Below are 23,366 nucleotides of genomic sequence, written 5' to 3'. Positions count from 1 at the left end.
TTCGCCTGTTTACCATGCTTAACGCTTTCTTAACGGCGTCGCCATCAATGGGGGAGATTATGGAGAAGAGAGACGGAAAAAACCTGGCGCGGGCGCGCCAGGTTTAGGGCAGATTAACGGTGCGCCAGCTCGGCGTTGTCGTCACTTTCCAGTACGCGTTTATCGGTCATGCCTAACCAGCGGCTGGTCAGGGAACCTGCGGTCATTGAACCGTTGACGTTCAGCGCAGTACGGCCCATATCAATCAGCGGCTCAATGGAGATCAGCAGCGCTACCAGGGTCACCGGCAGGCCCATCGCAGGCAGGACAATCAGTGCAGCAAACGTTGCACCCCCACCAACACCGGCAACACCGGCTGAGCTCAGCGTGACTATCCCAACCAGCGTGGCAATCCACAGTGGATCAAACGGGTTAATCCCGACGGTTGGCGCAACCATCACGGCCAGCATGGTCGGATAAAGACCGGCACAGCCATTCTGGCCGATTGTGGCACCAAAGGATGCCGCGAAGCTGGCAATCGACTCCGGCACGCCAAGACGACGGGTCTGGGTTTCAACGCTCATCGGAATGCTGGCTGCGCTGGAACGGCTGGTGAAGGCGAAGGTGATAACCGGCCACACTTTACGGAAGAAGCGCATTGGGTTGATACCATTAACCGACAGCAGCAGGGCGTGGACACCAAACATGATGGCCAGACCGAGGTATGAGGCGACCACAAAGCTGCCCAGTTTGATAATGTCCTGCAGGTTTGAACCGGCAACCACTTTAGTCATCAGCGCCAGCACACCATACGGCGTCAGCTTCATCACTAAACGCACCAGCTTCATCACCCACGACTGCAGCGTATCGATCGCCACCAGCACGCGCTGACCTTTCACTTCATCATCTTTAAGCAACTGCAGTGCAGCCACACCCAGGAACGCGGCAAAGATCACGACGCTGATGATTGAGGTCGGACTGGCGCCCGTCAGATCGGCAAACGGGTTTTTCGGGATAAAGGAGAGCACCAGCTGTGGCACGGTCAGGTCAGCCACTTTGCCGACATAGTTGCTCTGGATCGCACTGAGACGCGCGGTCTCCTGCACGCCCTGTACCAGACCTTCTGCGCTCAGACCAAACAGGCCGGTGACGAAGACGCCGACCAGTGCTGAGATGGCGGTGGTAAACAGCAGAACGCCGATGGTCAGTACGCTGATTTTTCCCAGCGAAGAGGCGTTATGCAGACGGGCGACCGCACTCAGAATGGAAACGAACACCAGCGGCATGACGACCATCTGCAGCAACTGGACATAGCCATTACCGACGATGTTAAACCAGCTAATCGACTCTTTAACCACTGCGCTGTTTTCGCCGTAGATCAACTGCAACACCAGGCCGAACAGTACGCCGATCACCAGACCGGTCAGCACTTTTTTCGACAGGCTCCAGTTATGACGGCTGAAGCGGGAGAGCAATACCAGCAGCACCACAAAGGCCACGATATTAAGCGTAAGAGGAAGGTCCATGCTGAAACTCCAGAGTAATGCAGCCTTCTGTCATGGGAAGGCCGCATAATGTTAATCACGAATTAAGACAGCAGGAATGGTAACAGCAGGTGCAGAGGGTGCCTTATATCCAAATGGCATGGTTTATAACTAAATGACGTTTTGCGCGCTTTTATTGCGCAGTATGACTGGAAATTAATCGCCCGACGCCATTTTGTAGCGTATCGAACAGCTGAGATGGCCAGCCGTTTGCACCAAAAGATGGCATCCCTACCGGAAACCACAGCGCATAGCCCACCAGTCCCAGACACAATGCCCGCTCCAGCTGATTGCCCTTCTGGCTGCGCAGAATCGGCAGGCGGAAGCGCCAGCGGCAGGGCCACAGCAGCGGAACCCCGGCGGGCGTCAGCATATCAGCCACTATATGGCTCAGGTAGCCGAGCGTCAGACCCTGCAGCACATCCGGTGGAATCGGTGACGACTGAGGCAGGTTAATCTGAAAAAGCCACAAACCGGCGGCAATCGCCAGCAGACTGTGGGTAAATCCCCGATGGCCGAACGCCCTGGCAATAGGATGAGAGAGCCAGCTGAGTCGCTGTCCCAGCAGAGATTTAGGATGATCGATGTCGGGCAGCAGACAGGTCAGCAGGGCTGAGGGAACAAGATGCCACCAGTCGGCCTGTGCCAGCACAGGTGTCAGCTCAGCACGCTTGGCAAAAATAGCGCTGGCAATGGCAAAAATGATGTGGCCTTCGCCCGTCATGATAGAACCTGGTTACAAAGAAAACTGTCGATGCATCCAGTATAGGGATTTATCCAGTAAATGAGAACATGTGACGCTGTAACGAAGCGTGAATTTTATTAATAAAATGGACAGTGCCATGGCACTGCCCGTTGGGGAAATTAACGCGCCAGCCAGCCGCCATCGACGGCCAGGGTATAGCCATTGACATAATCAGAGGCAGCAGAGGCCATGAAGACTATCGGGCCCATCATGTCATCAGGCACGCCCCAGCGTCCGGCCGGTATCCGGCCCAGGATCTCTTCGCTGCGGGACGCGTCATTTCTCAACTGCTCGGTATTGTTGGTCGCCATGTAGCCGGGTGCGATGGCATTGACGTTAATGCCATGCTTTGCCCACTCGTTTGCCATGAGACGGGTCAGGCCCATCACGGCACTTTTCGAAGCGGTATAAGAGGGCACCCGAATTCCGCCCTGGAAGGAGAGCATGGACGCGATATTGATAATCTTGCCGCCGTGTCCCTGCGCGATAAATTGACGGGCAACATGCTGAGACAGGAAAAACAGGCTCTTGCTATTGATATTCATCACGTCATCCCAGTCCTGCTCGCTGAAGTTCAGGGCGTCTTCCCGGCGAATAATACCGGCATTATTGACCAGAATGTCAATTTTGCCTGCAGCGGCCAGCGCCTGCTCAACCACAGAGGCCACTACGCTGGTCTGCAACAGATCGGCCTGCACCGGCCAGAAGCGGCGACCCAGCGCCTCCACCTTGCTTTGGGTGTCATCCGGGCCGTTACGGTTAACGCCGACAATATCGCAGCCCGCCTGTGCCAGACCCAGCGCCATGCCCTGACCTAAACCGGTGTTGCAGCCGGTTACCATTGCCACTTTACCTTCCAGGCTAAACGTATTCAGTACCATGGTATTTCTCCTCTGCTTAGCGCAGTTCACTGATTTTGACGTGATCCATGTCATCAAAGACCTGATTCTCACCCACCATGCCCCAGATAAAGGTGTAACGCTGGGTACCGACACCGGCGTGAATTGACCAGCTGGGTGAGATCACCGCCTGCTCGTTATGTACCAGCAGATGACGGGTCTGCTGCGGTTGCCCCATCATGTGGAAGACGGCGCTCTCTTCGCTCATATCAAAGTAGAAATAGACTTCCATGCGGCGTTCGTGGGTGTGGCAGGGCATGGTGTTCCACAGGCTGCCTTCATCCAGTTTGGTTAAGCCCATGGTGAGCTGACAGGTGGGCAGCACATCCGGCACGATGAATTTATGAATGGTGCGGCGGTTCGAGGTCGCGGCATCGCCCAGCGTGGCAGTGGCCGCCTCCTGCAGCGTGATTTTCTTGTCCGGGAAGGTGCTGTGTGCGGGCGCACTGTTGAAATAGAATTTGGCGGGCTGAGACGGATTCAGACTGCGGAACAGCAGGTTGCGGGCACCTTTGCCGATGTAGAGCGCCTCTTCGTGACCGATTTCCCACGCTTTACCGTCCACTTCCACCCGCCCCGGCCCGCCAATATTGATCATGCCCAGCTCGCGGCGCTCGAGGAAATAGCTGACGCCCAGCTGTTTTCCCATTTCATCACCCATCGTCACGGGCGCGTTTACCGGCATGACGCCGCCAATGATGATGCGGTCGATGTGGCTGTAAGTCAGGGTATAGTCATCGGCAGTGAAAATCGTTTCAATCAGGAACTCACGGCGCAGCGCATCGGTGTCGAGTTGTTTAGCGTGATCGCTGTGAATGCTTTGACGAATGTCCATCTCAGGCCTCTCTGCAGGTCAGGTTTTTATGCCCCGAATGGGGACGCTTCGGGCATCTTAGGCAGAGTGGTACTGGAATTCAATAAAAATGAAACGTTGTTTTATTTTATTGCGAGTGAGATCAAGTGAGAAGATTGCCAGGCAAAAAAAAGCCCGCATCAGGCGGGCGGTTCTTCATCCCTGCAGATGCTGCAGGCTGAGCTGTGTCAGCGCATCCAGCCGGACATCCGCCAGCGCCCAGCGAGGGTCGTCACGGTGTTCAGCGGCGGGTACCACAATTGACCGCATACGCGCCGCTTTGGTGGCGATCATGCCGTTAAAGGAATCTTCCAGCGTGACACAGTTAAGCGGATCGATTGCCAGACTGTCGGCTGCGTTGAGATAGACCTGCGGATGAGGCTTACTGTAGGGCAGGGCTTCTGCGGAAGAGAGCACATCGAAATAGTGGCGCAGATTGAACATCTCCAGCACCTGCTCAAGCATCCTGAGCGGTGAGGCTGAGGCAAGGCCGATTTTCAGCCCCTGATCACGGCACAATTGCAGCGCCGTTTCCACGCCTGGCAGCAGGGGCCGCGTCTGATCCACCAGCGTCATCGCACGGGCAATAATACGGTCAGTAACCTCCTGCTGAGAAGGACCCTGCCAGGGCAGCGTTTCGTACCACATCCGTACAGTCTGATCGATGCGCAGACCCAGAGTGTCGGGCATTTCACTGCGACGTGACAGGTCAACATCCAGCGTTGAAAAGATATCCAGCTCAGCCTGATCCCACAGCGGCTCAGAATCGATCAGTAAACCATCCATATCAAACAGGGCGGCGAGGACAGGGCGGTGATACGGCATCAGAGTTCTCCTTATAAAGTCGGCTTTACCTTAACATCATTCTCTGCGGGCGCACTCTCTGCCCGATCGACCACGCTTTATTTGGGAAATTTCACCGTTGGCAGGTAGACTGACGGCAAATTGGATTCCAGGTTCAGGAGATATCATGACCTATCAACAGGCTGGCCGTATCGCCATCCTTAAGCGCGTGGCGGGCTGGGTGCTCTTTTTAGTGGCGCTGATGTCGACCATTATTTCTGTGCTGAGCTTTATGTTTAAGCACAGCGAAAAGCAGCCCGGCATTGATGCCGTTATGCTTGATTTCGTTCATGTCATTGTCGATATGCTGCGCTTCAATACGCCGTTCCTGAACGTTTTCTGGCATAACTCGCCGGTACCCGAATTTAACGGTCAGATGAACCTGGGCTTCTGGCTGATCTACATTCTGATTTTTGTCGGGCTGGCGCTGGAGTCGTCAGGCGCGCGGATGGGACGTCAGGCGCGTCACGTTAAAGAGGGCATTGAGGACCAGATGATTCTGGAACAGGCAAAGGGCCCGGAAGGGCGCACCCGTCAGCAACTGGAAGAGAAGGTGCGCGTCCCCCGCCACACCATCTTCCTGCAGATTTTCCCGCTTTATGTGCTGCCAGTGGTGATTGCGATAGCCGGTTATTTTGCACTGTCGCTGCTGGGTTTTATCTGACGGTAAACCTCGTCAGGCCGGCCTGGCCTGACTGTTGCCGAGTGCATCTTCATCCAGCAACTCGCCAATAGCGAACTGTGCATCGCCAGGCCAGTGCCCGCCAAACACGTTAGCCCGGTTCAGCAGATAGTAAAGCTGATAAACGGGCAGGCGCTGTGAAAACCCATCGGGTAACGGCCACACCGACTGATAACCGTCGTAAATCTGGCGAGGCAGGTCGGGGTACCAGCTTAGCATCGCTAAATCACATTCACGGTCACCCCAGTAGCAGGCGGGATCGAACAGCCAGGGGCCCTGGTCGCTGCTGGCGCAGTTAGCGGGCCAGAGATCGCCATGCAACAGCGACGGTTGCGGATGATGGGACGCGAGCACCCGCTGCACGGAGGCGATAATCAACTCAGTATCGCCATACTGAATGCCTTTTTCCGCCGCCAGCTGCAATTGCCAGCCAATGCGCTGTTCGGCAAAAAACACCGACCAGCGCCGCAGCCAGCTGTTAGGTTGTGGCGTGGTGGTAATATTATTGTCGAAATCCAGTCCGAACTGGGTCTGCTCGCTCCACTGGTGAAGGCGAGCCAGTTGTTGTCCCAACTGAAACGCGCTCTGTTCATCCAGCGGCTGTGGCCGGATATATTCCAGCAGCAGAAAGCTCTCCTCACGATGATGACCCACACCATAGACCTTCGGCACCCGAACTGTGCCGGTGCGCGCCAGCAAGGCCAGCTGATCGGCTTCCCAGGTAAAAAGCGAAAGCATATCGCGGCTGTTACTTTTGACAAAGACGTCGTGTTCACCGTAGCGGATATGCCAGGCAGGATGGATATCACCACCCGCAAGGGCGTGACGTTGAGTGATTTCGGCGTTGCCTAACTGCTCGCTTAACAGACGACTAATGGCTGACCACATTGGGCTATCCTCGTTATTCGCTGCGTAAGAACGATTGTATTGCCTAAATATTCACCAAAACGCGCACGATTGCACCTCTTATTCTGGCGCGGAGGTGGCGGGGCGAGAATTCGCCGTGTTGTGCAGATACTCTTCAGCGGTCATGACAGTCACTTCAGGTTTCTGACCCAACGCGCTTTCACCGGCCGCCGTGACCTGTTGTCGCAGATCTTCAGCCTCCAGTGAACTGACAATGCCATAGCTGTTCGTTCCCAGCTCATGGGGGTGACCGTCGTTGTCAGTCAGCGTGGTGGTAAAACCGGCGGCGGTCATTGCGCTGGTCAGTTCCAGGATGTCACTCAATCCCGACTCCTGATAATGAAAGGTCACAATGTAGCGGGTTAAATCATTGCTGCTCATGCGGTACCTCCAGGGGAAAAGAAACTGAACTGAGCGTAGACCATGGCGAAAAATCAGGCGAATTATGAAGGAGATGCCGGGTATCGGACGTGACGCATAGCGTAAATCTGTGTAAGGAGCCAGGAGGGTGATGAAAAATTCTTCTGCCGTTACGTCTGGCTTTTCATTTGTGCAGCACTATAATGCGCGACGTTAATAAGATGAGTCCCAATTAACAGGGGTTGTCAGGGCAATTCCAGGCATTTTGTGTAAGTTAATAATTTTTTACAAAACTTACCGTAAATTGCATTGAATGCCTGGCAAAACGCTTCAGACTCTCCGTTTTTTAAACAGTCGCACGGATCACATTTAATGAAAGCCTATAACAAGCTGTCTGCTGTTCTTTTGCTCTCCGCCGGAGCTTTTTGTCACCAGGCACTGGCCGATAACGCCGTATTTACATCAATGGATGACCCTTCTACCGCTAAAAAGCCATTTGAAGGTTCTGCTGCTGCGGGATACCTGGCCCAAACCGGTAACACGACCAGCTCATCCACAACGGCCCAGACCAATATGACCTGGTATCAGTCATCTATGGCATACAGCTTGTGGGGTAACGCAGCTAATACCTCTTCAAATGATGAGCGCTCTTCAGAGACCTACAACATTGGTGGTCGTTCACGTTACAACCTTAACTCGTATGACTACCTGTTTGGACAGGCGAGCTGGTTAAGCGATCGTTTCAACGGTTACGATTCACGCGACGTCCTGACTGCCGGTTACGGTCGTCAGATTCTGAATGGCCCGGTACACTCGCTGCGTGCGGAATTCGGTCCGGGCGTACGTTATGATGATTACCACGCCGGTGGCCATGAGACCAAGGCGCTGGGCTATGGCGCAGTCAGCTATCAGTGGCAGCTGACCGATACCACTAAATTCATTCAGGGTGTCTCCGTGCTGAGTACCTTCGGAGAAGACACCACGGTGAACTCCGAAACCGGTCTGCAGGTGGCGATCAACAGCCATTTCGCGCTGAAACTGGCTTACAACGTGAGCTGGAACAACCATCCGGCTGAATCTGCGCCGGATCGTACGGATACCAAAACCTCAATCATGCTCTCTTACGCCATGTAAGCGCATTTTTGCCTGGGGTGTATCCGGCGGCCTGACAGTGTGTCAGGCCGCTTTTTTTTGTCCTCTCCATGGCTTAGGGAAAAGGGGATGGGTTTTTCTCAACGGGGAAAACTGCTATTATCTGCCCCGCACTAAAATCCTGGCGACATTCCGACAATGTGGGTCTGATATCACGCCAGGTCACTCATTCTACATTACATTGCATGTAGGCTTTCGTGTGGCTTACCACTGCAAATAAGGATATGAAATGCCTGTAATTACGCTTCCTGATGGCAGCCAGCGTGTCTTTGACCGCCCCGTCAGTGTGATGGATATTGCGCTGGACATCGGTCCGGGTCTGGCGAAAGCCTGCATCGCTGGCCGCGTTAACGGTGAACTGGTTGATGCTGTCGATCCCATTACCGAAGATGCTGCCGTTGCGATTATTACCGCTAAAGATGAAGCGGGCCTGGAAATCATCCGTCACTCCTGTGCGCACCTGTTAGGGCATGCGATTAAACAGCTGTGGCCGGATACCAAAATGGCGATCGGTCCGGTCATTGATAACGGCTTCTATTATGATGTCGACATCGATCGTACCCTGACTCAGGAAGATATCGACCTGCTGGAAAAACGCATGCATCAGTTGGCTGAAACCAACTACGATGTGGTAAAGAAAAAGGTCAGCTGGCAGGAAGCACGCGACGTCTTTGCGGCGCGCGGCGAGATTTACAAGACCACCATACTTGATGAAAACATCAGCCATGACGATAAACCTGGCCTGTATCATCACGAAGAATATGTCGACATGTGCCGCGGTCCGCACGTGCCGAACATGCGGTTCTGCCATCATTTTAAACTGCAGAAGATCTCCGGTGCCTACTGGCGCGGCGACAGCAGCAACAAAATGTTGCAGCGTATTTATGGCACCGCATGGGCAGACAAAAAGCAGCTGGCAGCCTATCTGCAGCGTCTGGAAGAGGCGGCGAAGCGTGACCATCGTAAGATTGGTAAGCAGCTTGATCTCTATCACATGCAGGAAGAAGCACCAGGCATGGTCTTCTGGCACAATGACGGCTGGACCATCTTCCGCGAACTGGAAGTGTTTGTCCGCAGCAAGTTAAAAGAGTACCAGTACCAGGAAGTTAAAGGTCCGTTCATGATGGATCGTGTCCTGTGGGAAAAAACCGGGCACTGGGAAAACTACAAAGAAGCGATGTTCACGACCTCGTCTGAGAACCGTGAATATTGCATCAAACCGATGAACTGTCCTGGGCATGTTCAGATCTTTAATCAGGGTCTGAAATCTTACCGTGACCTGCCATTGCGTATGGCGGAGTTCGGTAGCTGTCACCGTAATGAACCATCAGGTGCGCTGCACGGTCTGATGCGTGTACGTGGCTTTACCCAGGATGATGCGCACGTCTTCTGTACTGAAGAGCAGGTACGTGACGAAGTAAACAGCTGTATCCGCATGGTTTATGACATGTACAGCACCTTCGGCTTTGAAAAGATCGTGGTGAAGTTATCCACCCGTCCTGAGAAGCGCATCGGTACAGATGATATGTGGGATCGTGCCGAGGAAGACCTGGCTGCCGCGCTGAACGAAAACAATATTGAGTTTGAGTTCCAGCCTGGCGAAGGTGCGTTCTACGGTCCTAAAATTGAGTTCACGTTGTATGATTGCCTTGATCGCGCCTGGCAGTGCGGCACAGTTCAGCTAGACTTCTCCCTGCCAAAACGCCTTGAAGCAACGTATGTGGGTGAAAACAATGATCGTCAGACGCCAGTGATGATTCACCGTGCGATTCTGGGATCAATGGAGCGTTTCATCGGTATTCTTACCGAAGAATTTGCCGGTTTCTTCCCAACCTGGCTGGCACCGCTGCAAGTCGTGGTAATGAATATTACCGATGGACAAGCGGAATATGTTGAGTCTTTGACGCGTAAGCTGCAGAATGCTGGCATTCGTGTGAAAGCAGACTTGAGAAATGAGAAGATAGGCTTTAAAATCCGCGAGCACACATTACGTCGCGTCCCTTATATGTTGGTCTGCGGTGATAAAGAGGTGGAAGCTGGCAAAGTTGCCGTTCGCACACGCCGTGGTAAAGACCTTGGGTCGATGGATGTCGATGTGTTTGTTGCGAAATTGCAACAAGAGGTTCGCAGCCGAAATCTTCAACAATTGGAGGAATAAAGTATTAAAGGCGGAAAACGAGTACTACCTACGCGTCCGAACAAGATTAACAGTGAAATTCGCGCAACTGAAGTGCGCTTAACAGGCATGGATGGCGAGCCGATTGGCATTGTCACATTACGCGAAGCTTTGGAAAAAGCTGAGGAAGCGGGCGGCGACTTAGTCGAAATCAGCCCGAATGCCGAACCGCCGGTTTGCCGTATTATGGATTACGGCAAGTTCCTCTATGAAAAAAGCAAATCTTCTAAGGAACAGAAGAAGAAGCAGAAAGTCATTCAGGTCAAGGAAATCAAATTCCGTCCTGGAACCGATGATGGCGACTATCAGGTCAAACTACGCAACCTGATTCGCTTTCTGGAAGATGGCGATAAAGCCAAAATCACGCTGCGTTTCCGCGGTCGTGAGATGGCGCACCAGCAGATCGGTATGGAAGTGCTTAACCGCGTCCGTAAAGACCTGTGTGAAGATCTGGATTTGGCCATTGTCGAATCCTTCCCTTCGAAGATCGAAGGCCGCCAGATGATCATGGTGCTCGCTCCTAAGAAGAAACAGTAGGCTTTCAAGTAGCAGTAATCGCGCAGCGCTTGCGTTGTGCGATTGTCTGTTCGCCTGTCTGGGTCATGTTATTAACAATGCGAAGTGGATATTTTTAAAATGCCAAAGATTAAAACTGTACGTGGCGCGGCTAAGCGCTTCAAGAAGACCGCTTCTGGCGGCTTCAAGCGTAAACACGCAAACCTGCGTCATATTCTGACTAAAAAATCTACTAAGCGTAAACGTCACCTGCGTCCGAAAGGCATGGTGTCTAAAGGCGATCTGGGTCTGGTTATTGCCTGCCTGCCGTACGCATAAGTAAATTTTTTTCTTTAATTCAGAATATTAAACAGGAGAGCTAAATGGCTCGTGTAAAACGTGGTGTAGTTGCTCGCGCACGTCACAAAAAAATCTTAAAACAAGCTAAAGGCTATTACGGTGCACGTTCACGTGTTTACCGTGTTGCTTTCCAGGCTGTTATCAAAGCTGGTCAGTATGCTTACCGTGACCGTCGTCAGCGTAAGCGTCAGTTCCGTCAGCTGTGGATCGCGCGTATTAACGCAGCGGCACGTCAGAACGGCATGTCATACAGCCGTTTCATCAATGGTCTGAAGAAAGCAGCCATTGAGATTGACCGTAAGATCCTGGCCGACATCGCTGTATTCGACAAAGTGGCATTCTCTGCACTGGTCGAAAAAGCGAAATCAGCCCTGGCGTAAGTCAGATGGAAAAGGGAGCTTGCTCCCTTTTTTATTGCCTGTAACTTACGCAAATGATTGACATTTTAGTCGCTGAGCATTTCAATAGTACCCCTGTATAGCATCACAAGGTAACCGCAAGCATGAATGCTGCTATTTTCCGTTTCTTTTTTTACTTTAGCGCCTGACATTCGGGGGCTTTTGCGCATAAGAGAAGAAACGAAAAATCGCGCTGAAAGCCTCCCTCGTGGAGGCTTTTTTGTTTCTGGCGCTAGCATATTGGACCGGCAGGTCCCAACGAGAACTGACCAGCCTGACTGGAAAAAGAGGAAATTATGTCCCAACTCGCAGAACTGGTGGCCAGCGCCACGGCGGCCATCGACGGGGCGACGGATATCGCCGCCCTTGACGCGGTGCGCGTCGAATACCTGGGTAAGAAAGGACATCTGACACTGCAGATGACCACATTACGCGAGCTGCCAGCCGAAGAGCGTCCTGCAGCGGGCGCTGTTATCAACGAAGCGAAACAGCAGGTCACCGAGCGTCTCAATGCCCGCAAAGATGCGCTGGAATCCGCAGTGCTGAACGCCCGTCTTGCGGAAGAGACCATTGATGTTTCTCTGCCGGGCCGTCGTATTGAGAATGGCGGTCTGCATCCGGTGACCCGCACCATGGATCGCATTGAGATTTTCTTCGGTGAGTTAGGCTTTGCTGTCGTGACCGGACCAGAAATTGAAGATGATTATCATAACTTCGATGCGCTGAATATTCCTGCCCATCATCCGGCGCGTGCCGATCATGATACCTTCTGGTTCGACGCTACCCGCCTGCTGCGCACCCAGACCTCTGGCGTGCAGATCCGTACTATGCAGGCTCAGCAGCCGCCAATCCGCATTATTGCACCAGGCCGCGTCTATCGTAACGATTACGACCAGACGCATACGCCGATGTTCCATCAGATGGAAGGGCTGATTGTTGATAAAAACATCAGCTTTACCAATCTGAAAGGGACGCTGCACGATTTCCTGAACAACTTCTTCGAAGAAGATTTGCAGATCCGTTTCCGTCCTTCTTACTTCCCGTTTACTGAGCCGTCCGCAGAAGTGGACGTGATGGGTAAAAACGGTAAATGGCTCGAAGTGCTGGGTTGCGGCATGGTACATCCAAACGTGCTGCGTAATGTCGGCATCGATCCGGAAGTCTATTCCGGCTTCGCCTTTGGTATGGGCATGGAGCGTCTGACCATGTTGCGCTACGGCGTGACCGATCTGCGTGCTTTCTTCGAAAATGATTTACGTTTCCTCAAACAATTTAAGTAAGGGCAGGATATCCAATGAAATTCAGTGAACTCTGGTTACGCGAATGGGTAAATCCAGCCCTGGACAGCGCTGCGCTGTCTGAACAAATCACTATGGCTGGCCTGGAAGTGGACGGCGTTGAGCCGGTTGCCGGTGCGTTTCATGGCGTCGTAGTCGGTGAAGTGGTGGAGTGCGGTCAGCACCCTAATGCCGACAAGCTGCGTGTGACCAAAATCAATGTGGGCGGCGAGCGTCTGCTGGATATCGTCTGTGGCGCGCCGAACTGCCGTCAGGGACTGAAAGTCGCCGTCGCGACCGTGGGCGCCGTGCTGCCAGGTGATTTCAAAATCAAAGCGGCCAAACTGCGTGGCGAGCCGTCTGAAGGTATGCTCTGCTCGTTCTCCGAGTTGGGGATTTCCGACGACCACAACGGCATTATCGAACTGCCTGCCGATGCGCCCATTGGTACCGACATCCGCACATACCTGCAGCTGGATGACAACACCATTGAAATCAGCGTCACGCCTAACCGCGCCGACTGCCTGGGTCTGATCGGTATCGCCCGTGATGTCGCTGTGTTGAACGGTTTACCGCTGAATATGCCGCAGATGCAGCCGGTCACGGCTACGCTCAACGAAACATTCCCGATCCAGGTTGACGCAACAGAAGCCTGTCCGCGCTATCTGGGCCGCGTAGTGAAAGGGATTAACGTTGCGGCGGCGACGCCACTGTGGATGAAAGAGAAGCTGCGTCGCTGTGGCATTCGCTCAATCGATCCGGTTGTAGACATCACTAACTACGTTCTGCTGGAACTGGGTCAGCCGATGCACGCCTTCGACCTCGACCGCATTGACGGCGGTATCGTGGTGCGCATGGCGAAAGAGGGCGAAAAGCTGACACTGCTGGATGGCACTGAAGCCAGTCTGCAAAGTGATACCTTAGTGATCGCCGATCACCAGAAAGCGCTGGCCATGGCCGGTATTTTTGGTGGCGAACATTCAGGTGTGAACGGCGAAACGCAAAACATCCTGTTTGAGTGCGCATACTTTGACCCGCTTTCTATCACCGGTCGTGCACGTCGTCACGGTCTGCATACCGACGCGTCACATCGCTACGAGCGTGGCGTTGATCCGGCGCTGCAACACACCGCGCTGGAGCGTGCGACCGAGCTGCTGCTGTCAATCTGCGGCGGTGAAGCGGGCCCAGTCATCGATCAGACCCATCAGACCGCACTCCCTGTACCGGCGACGATCACCCTGCGCCGTGAAAAACTGGACCGTCTGATTGGTCACGTCATTGCGGATGATCAGGTCACTGACATCCTGACCCGCCTGGGCTGTGAAGTCACTGTGGGTGAAGGGCAGTGGCAGGCTGTGGCCCCGAGCTGGCGCTTCGATATGGCGATCGAAGAAGACCTGGTCGAAGAAGTGGCGCGTATTTACGGCTACAACAACATTCCGGATGTGCCAGTTCAGGCCGGGCTGGTGATGACCCAGCACCGCGAAGCGAACCTGTCGCTGAAGCGCGCTAAAAACATGCTGGTGGATAAAGGTTATCAGGAAGCGATTACCTACAGCTTCGTTGATCCAAAAATCCAGCAGCTGCTTCATCCGGGTGAAGAGGCGCTGCTACTGCCAAGCCCGATCTCCAGCGACATGTCGACGATGCGTCTGTCACTCTGGACTGGCCTGCTCAGTGCAGTGGTTTACAACCAGAACCGTCAGCAGAGCCGTGTACGCCTGTTCGAGAGCGGATTACGTTTTGTACCCGATACTCAGGCGGATTTAGGTATCCGTCAGGATCTTATGCTGGCTGGCGTGATCAGCGGTAACCGCGTTGAAGAGCACTGGGATCTGGCGCGTCAGACCGTTGACTTCTATGATTTGAAAGGCGATTTAGAGTCGCTGCTCGATTTAACCGGCAAACTGGATAACATCAGCTTCCGTGCTGAAGTGAATCCGGCGTTGCATCCAGGACAGAGCGCGGCGATTTATTTGCATGATGAACATATCGGTTTTATCGGCGTGGTTCATCCTGAGCTGGAACGTAAGCTTGATCTTAATGGCCGCACCTTAGTCTTTGAACTGCTTTGGAATAAGGTCGCAGACCGCGTCCTGCCTGACGCGCGCGAGATTTCTCGCTTCCCGGCGAACCGTCGTGATATTGCTGTTGTGGTGTCTGAAAACGTCCCTGCAGCAGATATCATCGCAGAGTGTAAGAAAGTTGGCGTAAATCAGGTAGTTGGCGTAAACTTGTTTGACGTGTACCGCGGTAAGGGCGTTTCTGAGGGCTACAAGAGCCTCGCAATCAGCCTGATTTTGCAGGATACCAGCCGGACACTCGAAGAAGAGGAGATTGCCGCGACCGTTGGCAAATGCGTTGCGGCATTAAAAGAGCGATTCCAGGCAACCTTGAGGGATTGAACCTATGGCGCTTACAAAAGCTGAGATGTCAGAGTACCTGTTTGAGAAACTCGGGTTAAGCAAACGCGATGCCAAAGAGTTAGTGGAGCTGTTTTTCGAAGAGGTTCGCCGCGCTTTGGAAAATGGAGAACAGGTTAAACTGTCTGGGTTTGGTAATTTCGACCTGCGTGACAAAAACCAGCGTCCTGGCAGAAACCCGAAAACGGGTGAAGATATTCCGATTACTGCGCGTCGCGTAGTAACGTTCCGCCCAGGACAGAAGCTGAAAAGCCGCGTAGAGAACGCTACACCCAAAGAGACTGACTGAATTTCAGCGTTTCAAAAAGGCCGCGAAAGCGGCCTTTTTTCATGGTTCCGGCATACAACATCACCGCTCACCGCGCCGTTAATCGCTACGACAGGCCAGCGCAAACCGCCTCATCAGCCTTTCTTTTTTCTGCAATCTCTCTACAATCAAATCACTGTTTTCTCAGCTAATCCTGCTTATGTCTCTGCTCGACACGTTCGCGCGCCAGTCCGACCAGCGCGGCCAGAAATGGCTGATTGCGCTGGCTCTTACGCTCTGTGCACTACTCTGTCTCAGCCTCTGTGCCGGAGACAGCTGGATCGCGCCCGCAGCGTGGTTCACCGAGAGCGGCAGACTCTTTGTCTGGCAGTTGCGGTTGCCCCGCAGCCTGGCGGTGGTGCTGGTGGGAGCGTCTCTGGCGATATGCGGTGTGGTGATGCAGGCGCTGTTTACCAATCCGCTGGCGGAGCCTGGCCTCCTTGGCGTCTCGAACGGCGCCGGTATTGGCCTGGTGCTCGGCGTGCTGCTGGGCAGTGGCTCACTGTGGAGCCTCGGGCTCGCGGCAATGGCCGGTGCACTGATTATTACGCTGATTCTGCTGCATTTTGCGCATCGTCAGCTCTCCGTGACCCGACTGTTACTGACCGGCGTGGCACTGGGGATTATCTGCAGCGCCATCATGACCTGGGCGGTCTACTTCAGCACCAGTCTCGATCTGCGTCAGCTTATGTACTGGATGATGGGAGGATTCAGCGGGATAGACTGGCGCTATAGCTGGATGATGCTGGCCCTGCTGCCGGTGATGCTGGCGCTGGGGGCGACCGGGCCCATCCTCAATCTGCTGGCCCTGGGCGAGACCTCTGCCCGCCAGCTCGGACTGTCACTCTTCTACTGGCGCAATCTGCTGGTGCTGGCGATGGGCTGGCTGGTGGGTATCAGCGTCGCAATGGCCGGTGCCATTGGTTTTGTCGGGCTGGTGATCCCGCATCTCCTGCGCCTGAGCGGTATCAGCGACCACCGTTATCTGCTGCCGGCCTCGGCGCTGGCGGGCGCGGCGGTGCTTCTGGCCGCCGATATCGTGGCACGTCTGGCGCTGACCTCGGCGGAATTGCCGATAGGTGTCGTGACCGCGACACTGGGCGCGCCGCTGTTTATTATTTTACTGGTGAAATCTTCGCGCTAGCTTCGGCTGGTTATTCTGGATCCACAACAGCATCCACAAAGGAAATAGCATGAACATTTATGAGACTGAACTGGTTACGCTCGATGGGGAAAAAACCACGCTGTCACAGTGGCAGGGCAAGGTTCTGCTGGTGGTCAATGTGGCCTCTAAATGTGGTCTGACGCCGCAATATGAAGAGCTGGAAAACCTGCAGAAAGCCTGGCAGGATCAGGGCTTCAGCGTACTCGGTTTCCCCTGCAATCAGTTTCTGGAGCAGGAGCCGGGCAGCAGTGAGGAGATCAAAACCTTCTGCAGCACGACCTATGGCATCACGTTCCCGATGTTTGCCAAAACCGAGGTCAACGGCGAAGGTCGTCATCCACTTTATGCGCAGATGATCGCGGCCCGTCCTGACGCGGTGCGTCCGGAAGGCAGCGGCTTTTACGAGCGTATGGAGAGTAAAGGCCGCGCGCCGAAAGCGCAGGGCGACATTCTGTGGAATTTCGAAAAATTCCTGATTGGCCGTGACGGCAGCGTGATCCAGCGTTTTGCACCTGATATGACGCCGGAAGATCCAATCATTCTGGAAACCATTAAGCAGGCGCTGGCAAAATAGATGCTGTTACGCCTGCATCAGGCTGCTGTTCCCGGGCGGCTGCTGCCAATGAACGGTGAGCTTGCCGCCGGTCAGCTGCTGCACGTGGCAGGCCCGAATGGCGCAGGTAAAAGCACCTTACTGAGTGTGATGGCGGGTCTGCAACCCGCCTCAGGGACGGTGCTGCTGGATGAAAAGCCGCTGAGTTACTGGAACGGCGCGGCACTCTCCAGGGTTCGGGGCTGGCTGCCCCAGCAGCAGGCGCCGCTGAGCCAGATGCCGGTCTGGCACTATTTGCGTCTGCATCTGAAACAAGCGGGGTCGCAGTCAGATGTCCGGCTCAGTACGCTGCTGCAACAGCTGCAGCTACAGGATAAATTAACCCGTTCCCTGACCAGACTCTCCGGCGGTGAATGGCAGCGCGTCAGGCTGGCGGCAGTCTGCGCGCAGATTGATCCTCTCATCAATCCCCACGGGCGATTGTTAATTCTCGATGAGCCAATGACGGCGCTGGATATCGGCCAGCAGAAAGCGGTAGACGATGTGATTGCGGCGCTGTGCGCGGCAGGTCTCAGCGTTATCGCCAGTAGTCACGACCTCAACCACAGCCTGCAACACGCCGATCGGGTCTGGCTGATGAACAGGGGACAGGTGGTTGCGCAGGGCGAACCGGCAAAGGTCCTGACGCCGCAGCGCCTGACTCCGCTTTACCAGATAACTTTCCGGCAGATTCAACTCGAAGGACGCACGCTACTGACCGTCCTGCCCTGACACTTGCTACATGGCGGGCTTTACCGCTACATTAAGCCGGTTGTAACTTCTGATAAGGACATTTGGCGATGCGCCTGGGTTTGCTGATTTTAGTTCTGCTGCTGACGGGATGCAGCCATCACGCTCCGCCGATTAATGGCCGTCTTTCCGATTCGATCACTGTGATAGCGGAACTGAACGATCAGCTCGGTCACTGGCGTGGCACGCCTTATCGCTATGGCGGCATGAGTCGTAACGGCGTTGACTGCTCTGGCTTTGTCTATCTGACCTTCCGCGACAAATTTTCGCTACAACTGCCGCGCACCACCTCAGCCCAAAGCGATATCGGCACCCGAATCAGTAAAGATGAACTGCTGCCAGGCGATCTGGTCTTTTTCAAAACCGGACGTGGCGAAAATGGCCTGCATGTGGGCATCTATGACACCGATAATGCCTTCATTCACGCGTCAACCAGCCAGGGCGTAGTCCGCTCTTCGCTCGACAATGTCTACTGGCGGAAAGTGTTCTGGCAGGCGCGCCGTATTTAAACGCAGTTCGCCAAACCTGACTTAAGTCCAATTTTAAATAGAGCCGAAACAGAGAGTAAAAGCTTTATTTTAAATGACAGTTATTGACTGTTGGTTTTAATAAACAGAATAAATGCTTTTTTAATTCCACTAATAAGCGGTGTTTTATCGCCTTTATTTGGCTTAAGCGTGACTGCCTGTTGTCAAACGGCGGTGGAAGGGCAAAGAAGTTCGTCTCTTCAATGATTTGGCACTATTGCCTGTACCCAACCATTACTATACGATATCTCCATCGCCGCTTATTCTGGCATCAAAATGAAAATTCATCTCTCGGCCGACTATCAGTCGGAAATCTGGTTCTATCCTGTCTGTGATGTTCACGGACGGTTGACCGCTGTCGAGCTGGTAACGCAGTTGGTGCATGAAAGTGCTCCCATCACTCTGCCGCAGGATTTGTTGCTGCCGCAGCTTGATGAGTCGCAGCAGCTGCGCCTTCTGCAAAGTCAGATTGGATTGCTGGAGCAGAATCGCGCGTTATTTGAAGCGCATTCTGTGTCAGCATTTATCCGTATTGATGAAGGGATGGCCCGGACACTGCTGGCCAGTGAATTAGTTATGCGGAAAATAAAGCAGCTGCCGTTCATTCTGTTGAATATCACTGAAACGTTTCCGCAACTGAAACTGGGCAAAAATAATCCCTTGCTGGCTGACCTGCACGCTGAATTTAATTTAGCACTTTCACATTTCGGCGCGGGTAAGACACCCTCTAATGCAGTCTACGATAATTTATTCAGTTGTATCTGTCTGGATAAAGAGTTTATTCATTCGCTGGCAAAACGCGCGTCATTCGTGCCGTTTATTCAGAGCATTATCGATAATTTTCGCGCCCATTGTGACCGACTCATTATTTGTGGCATTGACGATGAAGTGTTGTTCGATAAAGTCAGCCAGCTGAACGGTGTCGACTTCCAGGGTGCGCTCTTCCCGGTAGTAAAATCGGATGCACTGCGTTCACTGCTCTGCGCCGATGATCGTATGCCATCTTCTCAGCATCCTGGTTGATACCCTCTGTTAATCCCCGCTATCAGCGTTACACTAGAGGACTGATCTACGTACCGCTGAGCAGCGCATGGGAGAAACAATGTCTTCTGGTAAGGCCACTTTTGACAACACCTGGTTTCGGGAACTGACAGGGTGTTACACCGCGCTAAACCCCACACCGCTGACAGGCGGACGCCTGCTGTATCACAACGCACCACTTGCAACCTCAATGGGTCTGGATAGCGAACTTTTTGCCGGTAACGGCCATGACGTCTGGCACGGCGCGGCCCTGCTGCCCGGCATGCAGCCGCTGGCGCAGGTCTACAGTGGCCATCAGTTTGGCGTCTGGGCGGGCCAGCTTGGCGACGGGCGCGGCATTCTGCTGGGTGAGCAGCGCCTTGATGATGGCAGTAAACTTGACTGGCATCTCAAGGGCGCAGGCCTGACGCCTTACTCAAGGATGGGGGATGGTCGCGCTGTAATCCGTTCAAGCGTGCGAGAATTCCTTGCCTCGGAGGCGCTGCACCATCTTGGCATTCCCACCACGCGAGCATTGACCCTGTCGATAGGCGATGAGCCGGTCTACCGCGAAACCACCGAGCGTGGCGCAGTGCTGATGCGTATCTCACCGAGCCATCTGCGGTTCGGGCATTTTGAGCATTTCTTTTATAGCCAGCAGCAGGAGAAAGTGCAGCAGCTGGCCGACTACGCGATTCGTCATCACTGGCCGCATCTGGAAGCGGAAGCTGACCGCTATCAGCAATGGTTTACCGACATTGTGTCACGTACCGCGCGGCTGATTGCGCTGTGGCAGAGCGTGGGCTTTGCGCATGGGGTGATGAACACCGACAACATGTCGATTCTTGGCCTGACCATCGACTATGGCCCCTTTGGTTTTCTGGATGATTATCAGCCTGACTTTATCTGCAATCACAGCGACTATCAGGGTCGCTACAGCTTTGAAAATCAGCCGATGATTGGTCTGTGGAATCTTAACCGGCTGGCGCACGCGCTTTCGGGTCTGCTGACCACGGAGCAGTTGCGGACGGCACTGAGCGCCTATGAACCTGAACTGATGCGGGTCTGGGGCGAGCGGATGCGGGCGAAGCTCGGTCTGTTGACACAGCAGAGCAACGATAATGAGATTCTGACCGATCTGCTGGCCCTCATGACCCAGGAGCACAGTGATTACACGCTGACGTTCCGGCTGCTAAGTGAGACTCAACAGGCTGAAAGCCGTTCACCGTTGCGCGATGAGTTTATTGATCGTGAGGCGTTTGATGGCTGGTATCAGCGCTATCGCAACCGTCTGATGGACGAGCAGGTCAGCGATACGGAACGTCAGGCAGTGATGAAGGCCGCTAATCCGGCGGTGATTCTGCGCAACTATCTGGCACAGCAGGCGATTGAAGAAGCGGAGCGGGGCGAGCAGGGTGCGCTGGCACGTCTGCATCAGGCGTTACAGCAGCCCTTTAGCGATGAGACGGCCGCTGAATATCGTCAGCGGCCGCCAGACTGGGGCAAAACGTTAGAGGTGAGCTGCTCCAGTTAATTTAAACTCAGAGGCGGTGTGAAACCGCCTCGGCCAGCAGGGCGAGCACTTTTTCGCTCTCCTGCCAGCCGAGGCAGGGATCGGTAATCGACTTGCCGTAAACCAACGGTTCGCCACTCACCACTTTCTGATTGCCCTCTTCAAGGAAGCTCTCAATCATCACACCGGCAACAGCCCGCGATCCTGATTTAATCTGCTCCGCTACCTCTGCCGCCACATCCATCTGACGACGATGCTGCTTCAGGCAGTTGCCGTGACTGAAGTCGATTACCAGTTGCTCTGGCAGATTAAAGGCAGACAGACTCTCCGCCGCCGCCGCGACATCACTGGCATGATAGTTAGGCTGCTTGCCACCACGCAGGATCACATGTCCATGCGGGTTGCCGCTGGTCTGATAGATCGTCATCTGTCCCAGTTTGTCCGGCGACAGGAACATATGGCGGGCGCGCGCGGCGCGAATCGCATCCACGGCAATCTGAACGTTACCGTCGGTGCCGTTTTTAAAGCCGACCGGGCAGGAGAGGGCCGACGCCATTTCACGGTGGATCTGGCTTTCGGTGGTGCGTGCGCCAATCGCTCCCCAGCTGATCAGGTCGGCAATAAACTGGCCGATCACCATATCCAGAAACTCTGTGGCGGTAGGCAATCCCAGCGCGTTGATATCAATCAGCAGTTTGCGGGCGATACCAATGCCCCGGTTTACATCGTAGCTGCCATCCAGGTTCGGATCAGAGATTAAGCCTTTCCAGCCCACCACGGTGCGCGGCTTCTCGAAGTAGGCGCGCATCACAATCTCCAGCCGATCGTCATAGCGGCTGCGCAATGCGTTCAGACGCTCTGCATACTCCAGAGCCGCTTTCGGGTCGTGCAGTGAGCAGGGGCCAATCACCACCAGCAGGCGGGGATCTTCACCGGTCAGAATACGGGCTATACGTTTACGGGCAGCCGTGACATTGTCGGCAATGGCTGGTGAAACGGGATGGTCAGCCGCCAGGCTGGCGGGAGTAATCAGACTACCAATGCGTGCGGTACGCAGTTCGTCGGTTTTGTTCATGAGTTTCTCGAAAACGGTTCTTCGCAGCGGTGAAATACCGGGAAGTGATGGTGGTCACAATAAACCATTAGCCTGCGAATTCAACCCGGGATTTGATAATGAAATCAAAAGCGACGGCAGCATCGCTTTACAACTCAGCATCGATAACACTCTCAGTACATGCGGCGCGTCAGACCCATGATGTCGAGAATTTTGGTGGCAATCTCTTCCACCGAGTAGTTGGTGCTGTTGAGATAGCGGATCTGATGGGTGCGAAACAGCGCTTCGACTTCGCCTACTTCCAGCCGGCACTGACGCATTGAGGCGTAACGGGTATTTTCCGCACGCTCCTGACGTATCGCTGCAAGGCGTTCCGGATCGATAGTCAGCCCGAACAGTTTATTCTGATGCGCGCGCAGCGCGGGTGGCAGTTTGAGGTTATCCATGTCATCTGCGATGAACGGGTAGTTGGCGGCGCGCACACCAAACTGCATCGCCAGATAGAGGCTGGTGGGGGTTTTACCACAGCGCGAGACACCCAACAGAATAACCTGCGCATCCTCGAGTCCGCGCAGCGAGATACCGTCATCATGCGCCAGTGCGTAATCGATCGCCGCAATACGCGCATCATATTTACCCAGGTTACTGGCATCCAGTCCGTGAGTTCGGTGAGCAACCGGTGCGGGTGATAAACCCAGCTCCTGCTGCAGCGGTGCCACCAGCGCCTGCACGATATCCTGACAAAAGCCGTCGCTCTGCACGATGATGTCGCGCACTTCCGGGGTGACGATCGAGAAAAACACCAGTGGCCGCACACCGCTCTGCTGATAAAGCGCGTTAATCTGGGCTTTAACCGCCAGCGCACGCTGGACATTTTCCACGAAGGGCAGTGTCAGACTGGTGATATTAACCGGAAATTGTGACAGCACCGCATGACCCAGTACTTCAGCCGTAATGGCCGTACCATCGGAGATATAAAAAACGCTTCTGTCAGTTGTCATAACGTAATCAGCCTCAGACAAGAGTGAGCCGTTAGCATGAGCTATGCGCTTAAATAATTCATCTCTGATTTTAGTTTCTGTAATGCCTGTCCGGATTTTTTGTCTGCTGTTTCATCAGGATAATTAAAAACTAACCGCGGTTTCGCTTCACCGGGATGCTTTAACCCCTTATTACGCTGCAAATAGCCACGCAACTGTTGCGCAACAAAACAGAGGGATTAAATGGCTGAGAATCTGTCATTTCCTGCTGCATCAATCATTTAGCGAAAAATAGTGTCATTGCGCAACAGCAAAAAATTTCGCTCACAATTCCGAAACTGTTGCTGAAATTCTGCTTTAACGATT

Annotated in this window: 25 protein-coding genes and 1 other annotated feature; of the genes, 16 read left to right on the top strand and 9 right to left on the bottom strand. The window is 54.0% G+C overall.

The window, feature by feature from the left end; translation table 11 throughout:
• Positions 1–113 precede the first annotated feature (113 nt).
• The 5 genes from P2R09_RS13675 to hxpB form a co-directional block, all read right to left on the bottom strand.
• A complete protein-coding gene (locus P2R09_RS13675) occupies positions 114–1,505 on the bottom strand; it encodes an L-cystine transporter (RefSeq protein WP_275770462.1) in 1,392 nt (463 codons plus the stop codon).
• A 151-nt stretch (positions 1,506–1,656) separates the two neighbouring features.
• Positions 1,657–2,247 carry a metal-dependent hydrolase gene (locus P2R09_RS13670; protein ID WP_003848345.1) on the bottom strand — a complete coding sequence of 197 codons (591 nt, stop codon included), beginning with the start codon at positions 2,245–2,247 and terminating at the stop codon, positions 1,657–1,659.
• A 140-nt stretch (positions 2,248–2,387) separates the two neighbouring features.
• Complete coding sequence (gene kduD / locus P2R09_RS13665) at positions 2,388–3,149, bottom strand: 2-dehydro-3-deoxy-D-gluconate 5-dehydrogenase KduD (protein ID WP_275770459.1); 762 nt, start codon at positions 3,147–3,149, stop codon at positions 2,388–2,390.
• A gap of 16 nt (positions 3,150–3,165) precedes the next feature.
• Positions 3,166–4,002 carry a 5-dehydro-4-deoxy-D-glucuronate isomerase gene (gene kduI, locus P2R09_RS13660; protein ID WP_275770457.1) on the bottom strand — a complete coding sequence of 279 codons (837 nt, stop codon included), beginning with the start codon at positions 4,000–4,002 and terminating at the stop codon, positions 3,166–3,168.
• 174 nt (positions 4,003–4,176) lie between these two features.
• Positions 4,177–4,845: a hexitol phosphatase HxpB gene (gene hxpB / locus P2R09_RS13655; RefSeq protein WP_275770455.1), complete on the bottom strand. Its 669-nt coding sequence runs from the start codon at positions 4,843–4,845 to the stop codon at positions 4,177–4,179.
• Between the two features lie 145 nt (positions 4,846–4,990).
• Here hxpB and P2R09_RS13650 point away from each other — a divergent pair, with 145 nt between their 5' ends.
• Positions 4,991–5,527, top strand: coding sequence for a YniB family protein (locus P2R09_RS13650; RefSeq protein ID WP_003848337.1), 537 nt, complete (start codon positions 4,991–4,993; stop codon positions 5,525–5,527).
• 12 nt (positions 5,528–5,539) lie between these two features.
• Here P2R09_RS13650 and P2R09_RS13645 read toward each other — a convergent pair whose 3' ends face one another.
• Positions 5,540–6,433: a fructosamine kinase family protein gene (locus P2R09_RS13645; RefSeq protein WP_008926180.1), complete on the bottom strand. Its 894-nt coding sequence runs from the start codon at positions 6,431–6,433 to the stop codon at positions 5,540–5,542.
• Positions 6,434–6,511: 78 nt separating this feature from the next.
• Positions 6,512–6,832: a type V toxin-antitoxin system endoribonuclease antitoxin GhoS gene (ghoS, locus tag P2R09_RS13640; RefSeq protein WP_275770451.1), complete on the bottom strand. Its 321-nt coding sequence runs from the start codon at positions 6,830–6,832 to the stop codon at positions 6,512–6,514.
• Between the two features lie 351 nt (positions 6,833–7,183).
• On the opposite strand from ghoS, the gene P2R09_RS13635 reads away from it, so the two are divergent.
• The 15 genes from P2R09_RS13635 to P2R09_RS13565 all read left to right on the top strand — a co-directional run bounded on the left by P2R09_RS13635 (position 7,184) and on the right by P2R09_RS13565 (position 20,987).
• Positions 7,184–7,945, top strand: a complete 762-nt coding sequence (locus tag P2R09_RS13635) for a DUF481 domain-containing protein (protein ID WP_003848331.1) — start codon at positions 7,184–7,186, stop codon at positions 7,943–7,945.
• A gap of 247 nt (positions 7,946–8,192) precedes the next feature.
• A complete protein-coding gene (gene thrS, locus P2R09_RS13630) occupies positions 8,193–10,121 on the top strand; it encodes a threonine--tRNA ligase (RefSeq protein WP_275770448.1) in 1,929 nt (642 codons plus the stop codon).
• Positions 10,122–10,124: 3 nt separating this feature from the next.
• Entirely contained in the window at positions 10,125–10,676 is a 552-nt protein-coding gene (infC, locus tag P2R09_RS13625; protein WP_033732471.1) for a translation initiation factor IF-3, read from the top strand.
• A 99-nt stretch (positions 10,677–10,775) separates the two neighbouring features.
• Positions 10,776–10,973 (top strand): 50S ribosomal protein L35, encoded by a 198-nt coding sequence (gene rpmI / locus P2R09_RS13620; RefSeq protein WP_004157374.1) that lies wholly within the window; start codon positions 10,776–10,778, stop codon positions 10,971–10,973.
• 44 nt (positions 10,974–11,017) lie between these two features.
• Positions 11,018–11,374 (top strand): 50S ribosomal protein L20, encoded by a 357-nt coding sequence (gene rplT / locus P2R09_RS13615; protein WP_003853267.1) that lies wholly within the window; start codon positions 11,018–11,020, stop codon positions 11,372–11,374.
• A gap of 117 nt (positions 11,375–11,491) precedes the next feature.
• Positions 11,492–11,617, top strand: a sequence feature (Phe leader region).
• Positions 11,497–11,541, top strand: coding sequence for a pheST operon leader peptide PheM (gene pheM / locus P2R09_RS13610; protein WP_106120997.1), 45 nt, complete (start codon positions 11,497–11,499; stop codon positions 11,539–11,541). Its footprint overlaps the feature before it by 45 nt.
• Before the next feature lie 71 nt (positions 11,618–11,688).
• The gene (pheS, locus tag P2R09_RS13605; protein WP_275770412.1) at positions 11,689–12,672 is read left to right on the top strand and encodes a phenylalanine--tRNA ligase subunit alpha; all 984 of its coding nucleotides are present in this window, start codon (positions 11,689–11,691) and stop codon (positions 12,670–12,672) included.
• Positions 12,673–12,686: 14 nt separating this feature from the next.
• Positions 12,687–15,074, top strand: coding sequence for a phenylalanine--tRNA ligase subunit beta (gene pheT, locus P2R09_RS13600; RefSeq protein WP_275770411.1), 2,388 nt, complete (start codon positions 12,687–12,689; stop codon positions 15,072–15,074).
• Positions 15,075–15,078: 4 nt separating this feature from the next.
• The gene (gene ihfA, locus P2R09_RS13595; RefSeq protein WP_003853259.1) at positions 15,079–15,381 is read left to right on the top strand and encodes an integration host factor subunit alpha; all 303 of its coding nucleotides are present in this window, start codon (positions 15,079–15,081) and stop codon (positions 15,379–15,381) included.
• A 178-nt stretch (positions 15,382–15,559) separates the two neighbouring features.
• Positions 15,560–16,543 (top strand): vitamin B12 ABC transporter permease BtuC, encoded by a 984-nt coding sequence (gene btuC / locus P2R09_RS13590; RefSeq protein ID WP_275770407.1) that lies wholly within the window; start codon positions 15,560–15,562, stop codon positions 16,541–16,543.
• 49 nt (positions 16,544–16,592) lie between these two features.
• Positions 16,593–17,138 (top strand): glutathione peroxidase, encoded by a 546-nt coding sequence (locus tag P2R09_RS13585; protein WP_275770405.1) that lies wholly within the window; start codon positions 16,593–16,595, stop codon positions 17,136–17,138.
• A complete protein-coding gene (gene btuD, locus P2R09_RS13580; RefSeq protein WP_275770403.1) occupies positions 17,139–17,888 on the top strand; it encodes a vitamin B12 ABC transporter ATP-binding protein BtuD in 750 nt (249 codons plus the stop codon). It abuts the gene before it with no gap.
• A 68-nt stretch (positions 17,889–17,956) separates the two neighbouring features.
• Complete coding sequence (locus tag P2R09_RS13575; RefSeq protein WP_003853251.1) at positions 17,957–18,415, top strand: NlpC/P60 family protein; 459 nt, start codon at positions 17,957–17,959, stop codon at positions 18,413–18,415.
• Between the two features lie 294 nt (positions 18,416–18,709).
• Positions 18,710–19,456: an EAL domain-containing protein gene (locus P2R09_RS13570; RefSeq protein ID WP_003853250.1), complete on the top strand. Its 747-nt coding sequence runs from the start codon at positions 18,710–18,712 to the stop codon at positions 19,454–19,456.
• A 79-nt stretch (positions 19,457–19,535) separates the two neighbouring features.
• Entirely contained in the window at positions 19,536–20,987 is a 1,452-nt protein-coding gene (locus tag P2R09_RS13565; protein WP_275770400.1) for a protein adenylyltransferase SelO, read from the top strand.
• 7 nt (positions 20,988–20,994) lie between these two features.
• On the opposite strand, the gene P2R09_RS13560 is transcribed toward P2R09_RS13565, so the two are convergent.
• Together P2R09_RS13560 and P2R09_RS13555 are read right to left on the bottom strand one after the other, a co-directional pair.
• Positions 20,995–22,041, bottom strand: a complete 1,047-nt coding sequence (locus tag P2R09_RS13560; RefSeq protein WP_275770399.1) for a 3-deoxy-7-phosphoheptulonate synthase — start codon at positions 22,039–22,041, stop codon at positions 20,995–20,997.
• Between the two features lie 152 nt (positions 22,042–22,193).
• Positions 22,194–23,021, bottom strand: coding sequence for a pyruvate, water dikinase regulatory protein (locus tag P2R09_RS13555; protein WP_003853242.1), 828 nt, complete (start codon positions 23,019–23,021; stop codon positions 22,194–22,196).
• Between the last annotated feature and the right edge of the window lie 345 nt (positions 23,022–23,366).

The sequence above is a fragment of the Pantoea sp. Cr_R13 genome, assembly GCF_029222565.1.
Taxonomy (GTDB): domain Bacteria; phylum Pseudomonadota; class Gammaproteobacteria; order Enterobacterales; family Enterobacteriaceae; genus Pantoea; species Pantoea eucalypti.
This window is presented reverse-complemented; position numbering and strand designations above follow the sequence as displayed.

What these genes read in the sequence shown, in the direction of transcription:
- P2R09_RS13675 (WP_275770462.1), bottom strand. Translation starts at nt 1,505, where the DNA reads ATGGACCTTCCTCTTACGCTTAATATCGTGGCCTTTGTGGTGCTGCTG.
- P2R09_RS13670 (WP_003848345.1), bottom strand. Translation starts at nt 2,247, where the DNA reads ATGACGGGCGAAGGCCACATCATTTTTGCCATTGCCAGCGCTATTTTT.
- kduD (WP_275770459.1), bottom strand. Translation starts at nt 3,149, where the DNA reads ATGGTACTGAATACGTTTAGCCTGGAAGGTAAAGTGGCAATGGTAACC.
- kduI (WP_275770457.1), bottom strand. Translation starts at nt 4,002, where the DNA reads ATGGACATTCGTCAAAGCATTCACAGCGATCACGCTAAACAACTCGAC.
- hxpB (WP_275770455.1), bottom strand. Translation starts at nt 4,845, where the DNA reads ATGCCGTATCACCGCCCTGTCCTCGCCGCCCTGTTTGATATGGATGGT.
- P2R09_RS13650 (WP_003848337.1), top strand. Translation starts at nt 4,991, where the DNA reads ATGACCTATCAACAGGCTGGCCGTATCGCCATCCTTAAGCGCGTGGCG.
- P2R09_RS13645 (WP_008926180.1), bottom strand. Translation starts at nt 6,433, where the DNA reads ATGTGGTCAGCCATTAGTCGTCTGTTAAGCGAGCAGTTAGGCAACGCC.
- ghoS (WP_275770451.1), bottom strand. Translation starts at nt 6,832, where the DNA reads ATGAGCAGCAATGATTTAACCCGCTACATTGTGACCTTTCATTATCAG.
- P2R09_RS13635 (WP_003848331.1), top strand. Translation starts at nt 7,184, where the DNA reads ATGAAAGCCTATAACAAGCTGTCTGCTGTTCTTTTGCTCTCCGCCGGA.
- thrS (WP_275770448.1), top strand. Translation starts at nt 8,193, where the DNA reads ATGCCTGTAATTACGCTTCCTGATGGCAGCCAGCGTGTCTTTGACCGC.
- rpmI (WP_004157374.1), top strand. Translation starts at nt 10,776, where the DNA reads ATGCCAAAGATTAAAACTGTACGTGGCGCGGCTAAGCGCTTCAAGAAG.
- rplT (WP_003853267.1), top strand. Translation starts at nt 11,018, where the DNA reads ATGGCTCGTGTAAAACGTGGTGTAGTTGCTCGCGCACGTCACAAAAAA.
- pheS (WP_275770412.1), top strand. Translation starts at nt 11,689, where the DNA reads ATGTCCCAACTCGCAGAACTGGTGGCCAGCGCCACGGCGGCCATCGAC.
- pheT (WP_275770411.1), top strand. Translation starts at nt 12,687, where the DNA reads ATGAAATTCAGTGAACTCTGGTTACGCGAATGGGTAAATCCAGCCCTG.
- ihfA (WP_003853259.1), top strand. Translation starts at nt 15,079, where the DNA reads ATGGCGCTTACAAAAGCTGAGATGTCAGAGTACCTGTTTGAGAAACTC.
- btuC (WP_275770407.1), top strand. Translation starts at nt 15,560, where the DNA reads ATGTCTCTGCTCGACACGTTCGCGCGCCAGTCCGACCAGCGCGGCCAG.
- P2R09_RS13585 (WP_275770405.1), top strand. Translation starts at nt 16,593, where the DNA reads ATGAACATTTATGAGACTGAACTGGTTACGCTCGATGGGGAAAAAACC.
- btuD (WP_275770403.1), top strand. Translation starts at nt 17,139, where the DNA reads ATGCTGTTACGCCTGCATCAGGCTGCTGTTCCCGGGCGGCTGCTGCCA.
- P2R09_RS13575 (WP_003853251.1), top strand. Translation starts at nt 17,957, where the DNA reads ATGCGCCTGGGTTTGCTGATTTTAGTTCTGCTGCTGACGGGATGCAGC.
- P2R09_RS13570 (WP_003853250.1), top strand. Translation starts at nt 18,710, where the DNA reads ATGAAAATTCATCTCTCGGCCGACTATCAGTCGGAAATCTGGTTCTAT.
- P2R09_RS13565 (WP_275770400.1), top strand. Translation starts at nt 19,536, where the DNA reads ATGTCTTCTGGTAAGGCCACTTTTGACAACACCTGGTTTCGGGAACTG.
- P2R09_RS13560 (WP_275770399.1), bottom strand. Translation starts at nt 22,041, where the DNA reads ATGAACAAAACCGACGAACTGCGTACCGCACGCATTGGTAGTCTGATT.
- P2R09_RS13555 (WP_003853242.1), bottom strand. Translation starts at nt 23,021, where the DNA reads ATGACAACTGACAGAAGCGTTTTTTATATCTCCGATGGTACGGCCATT.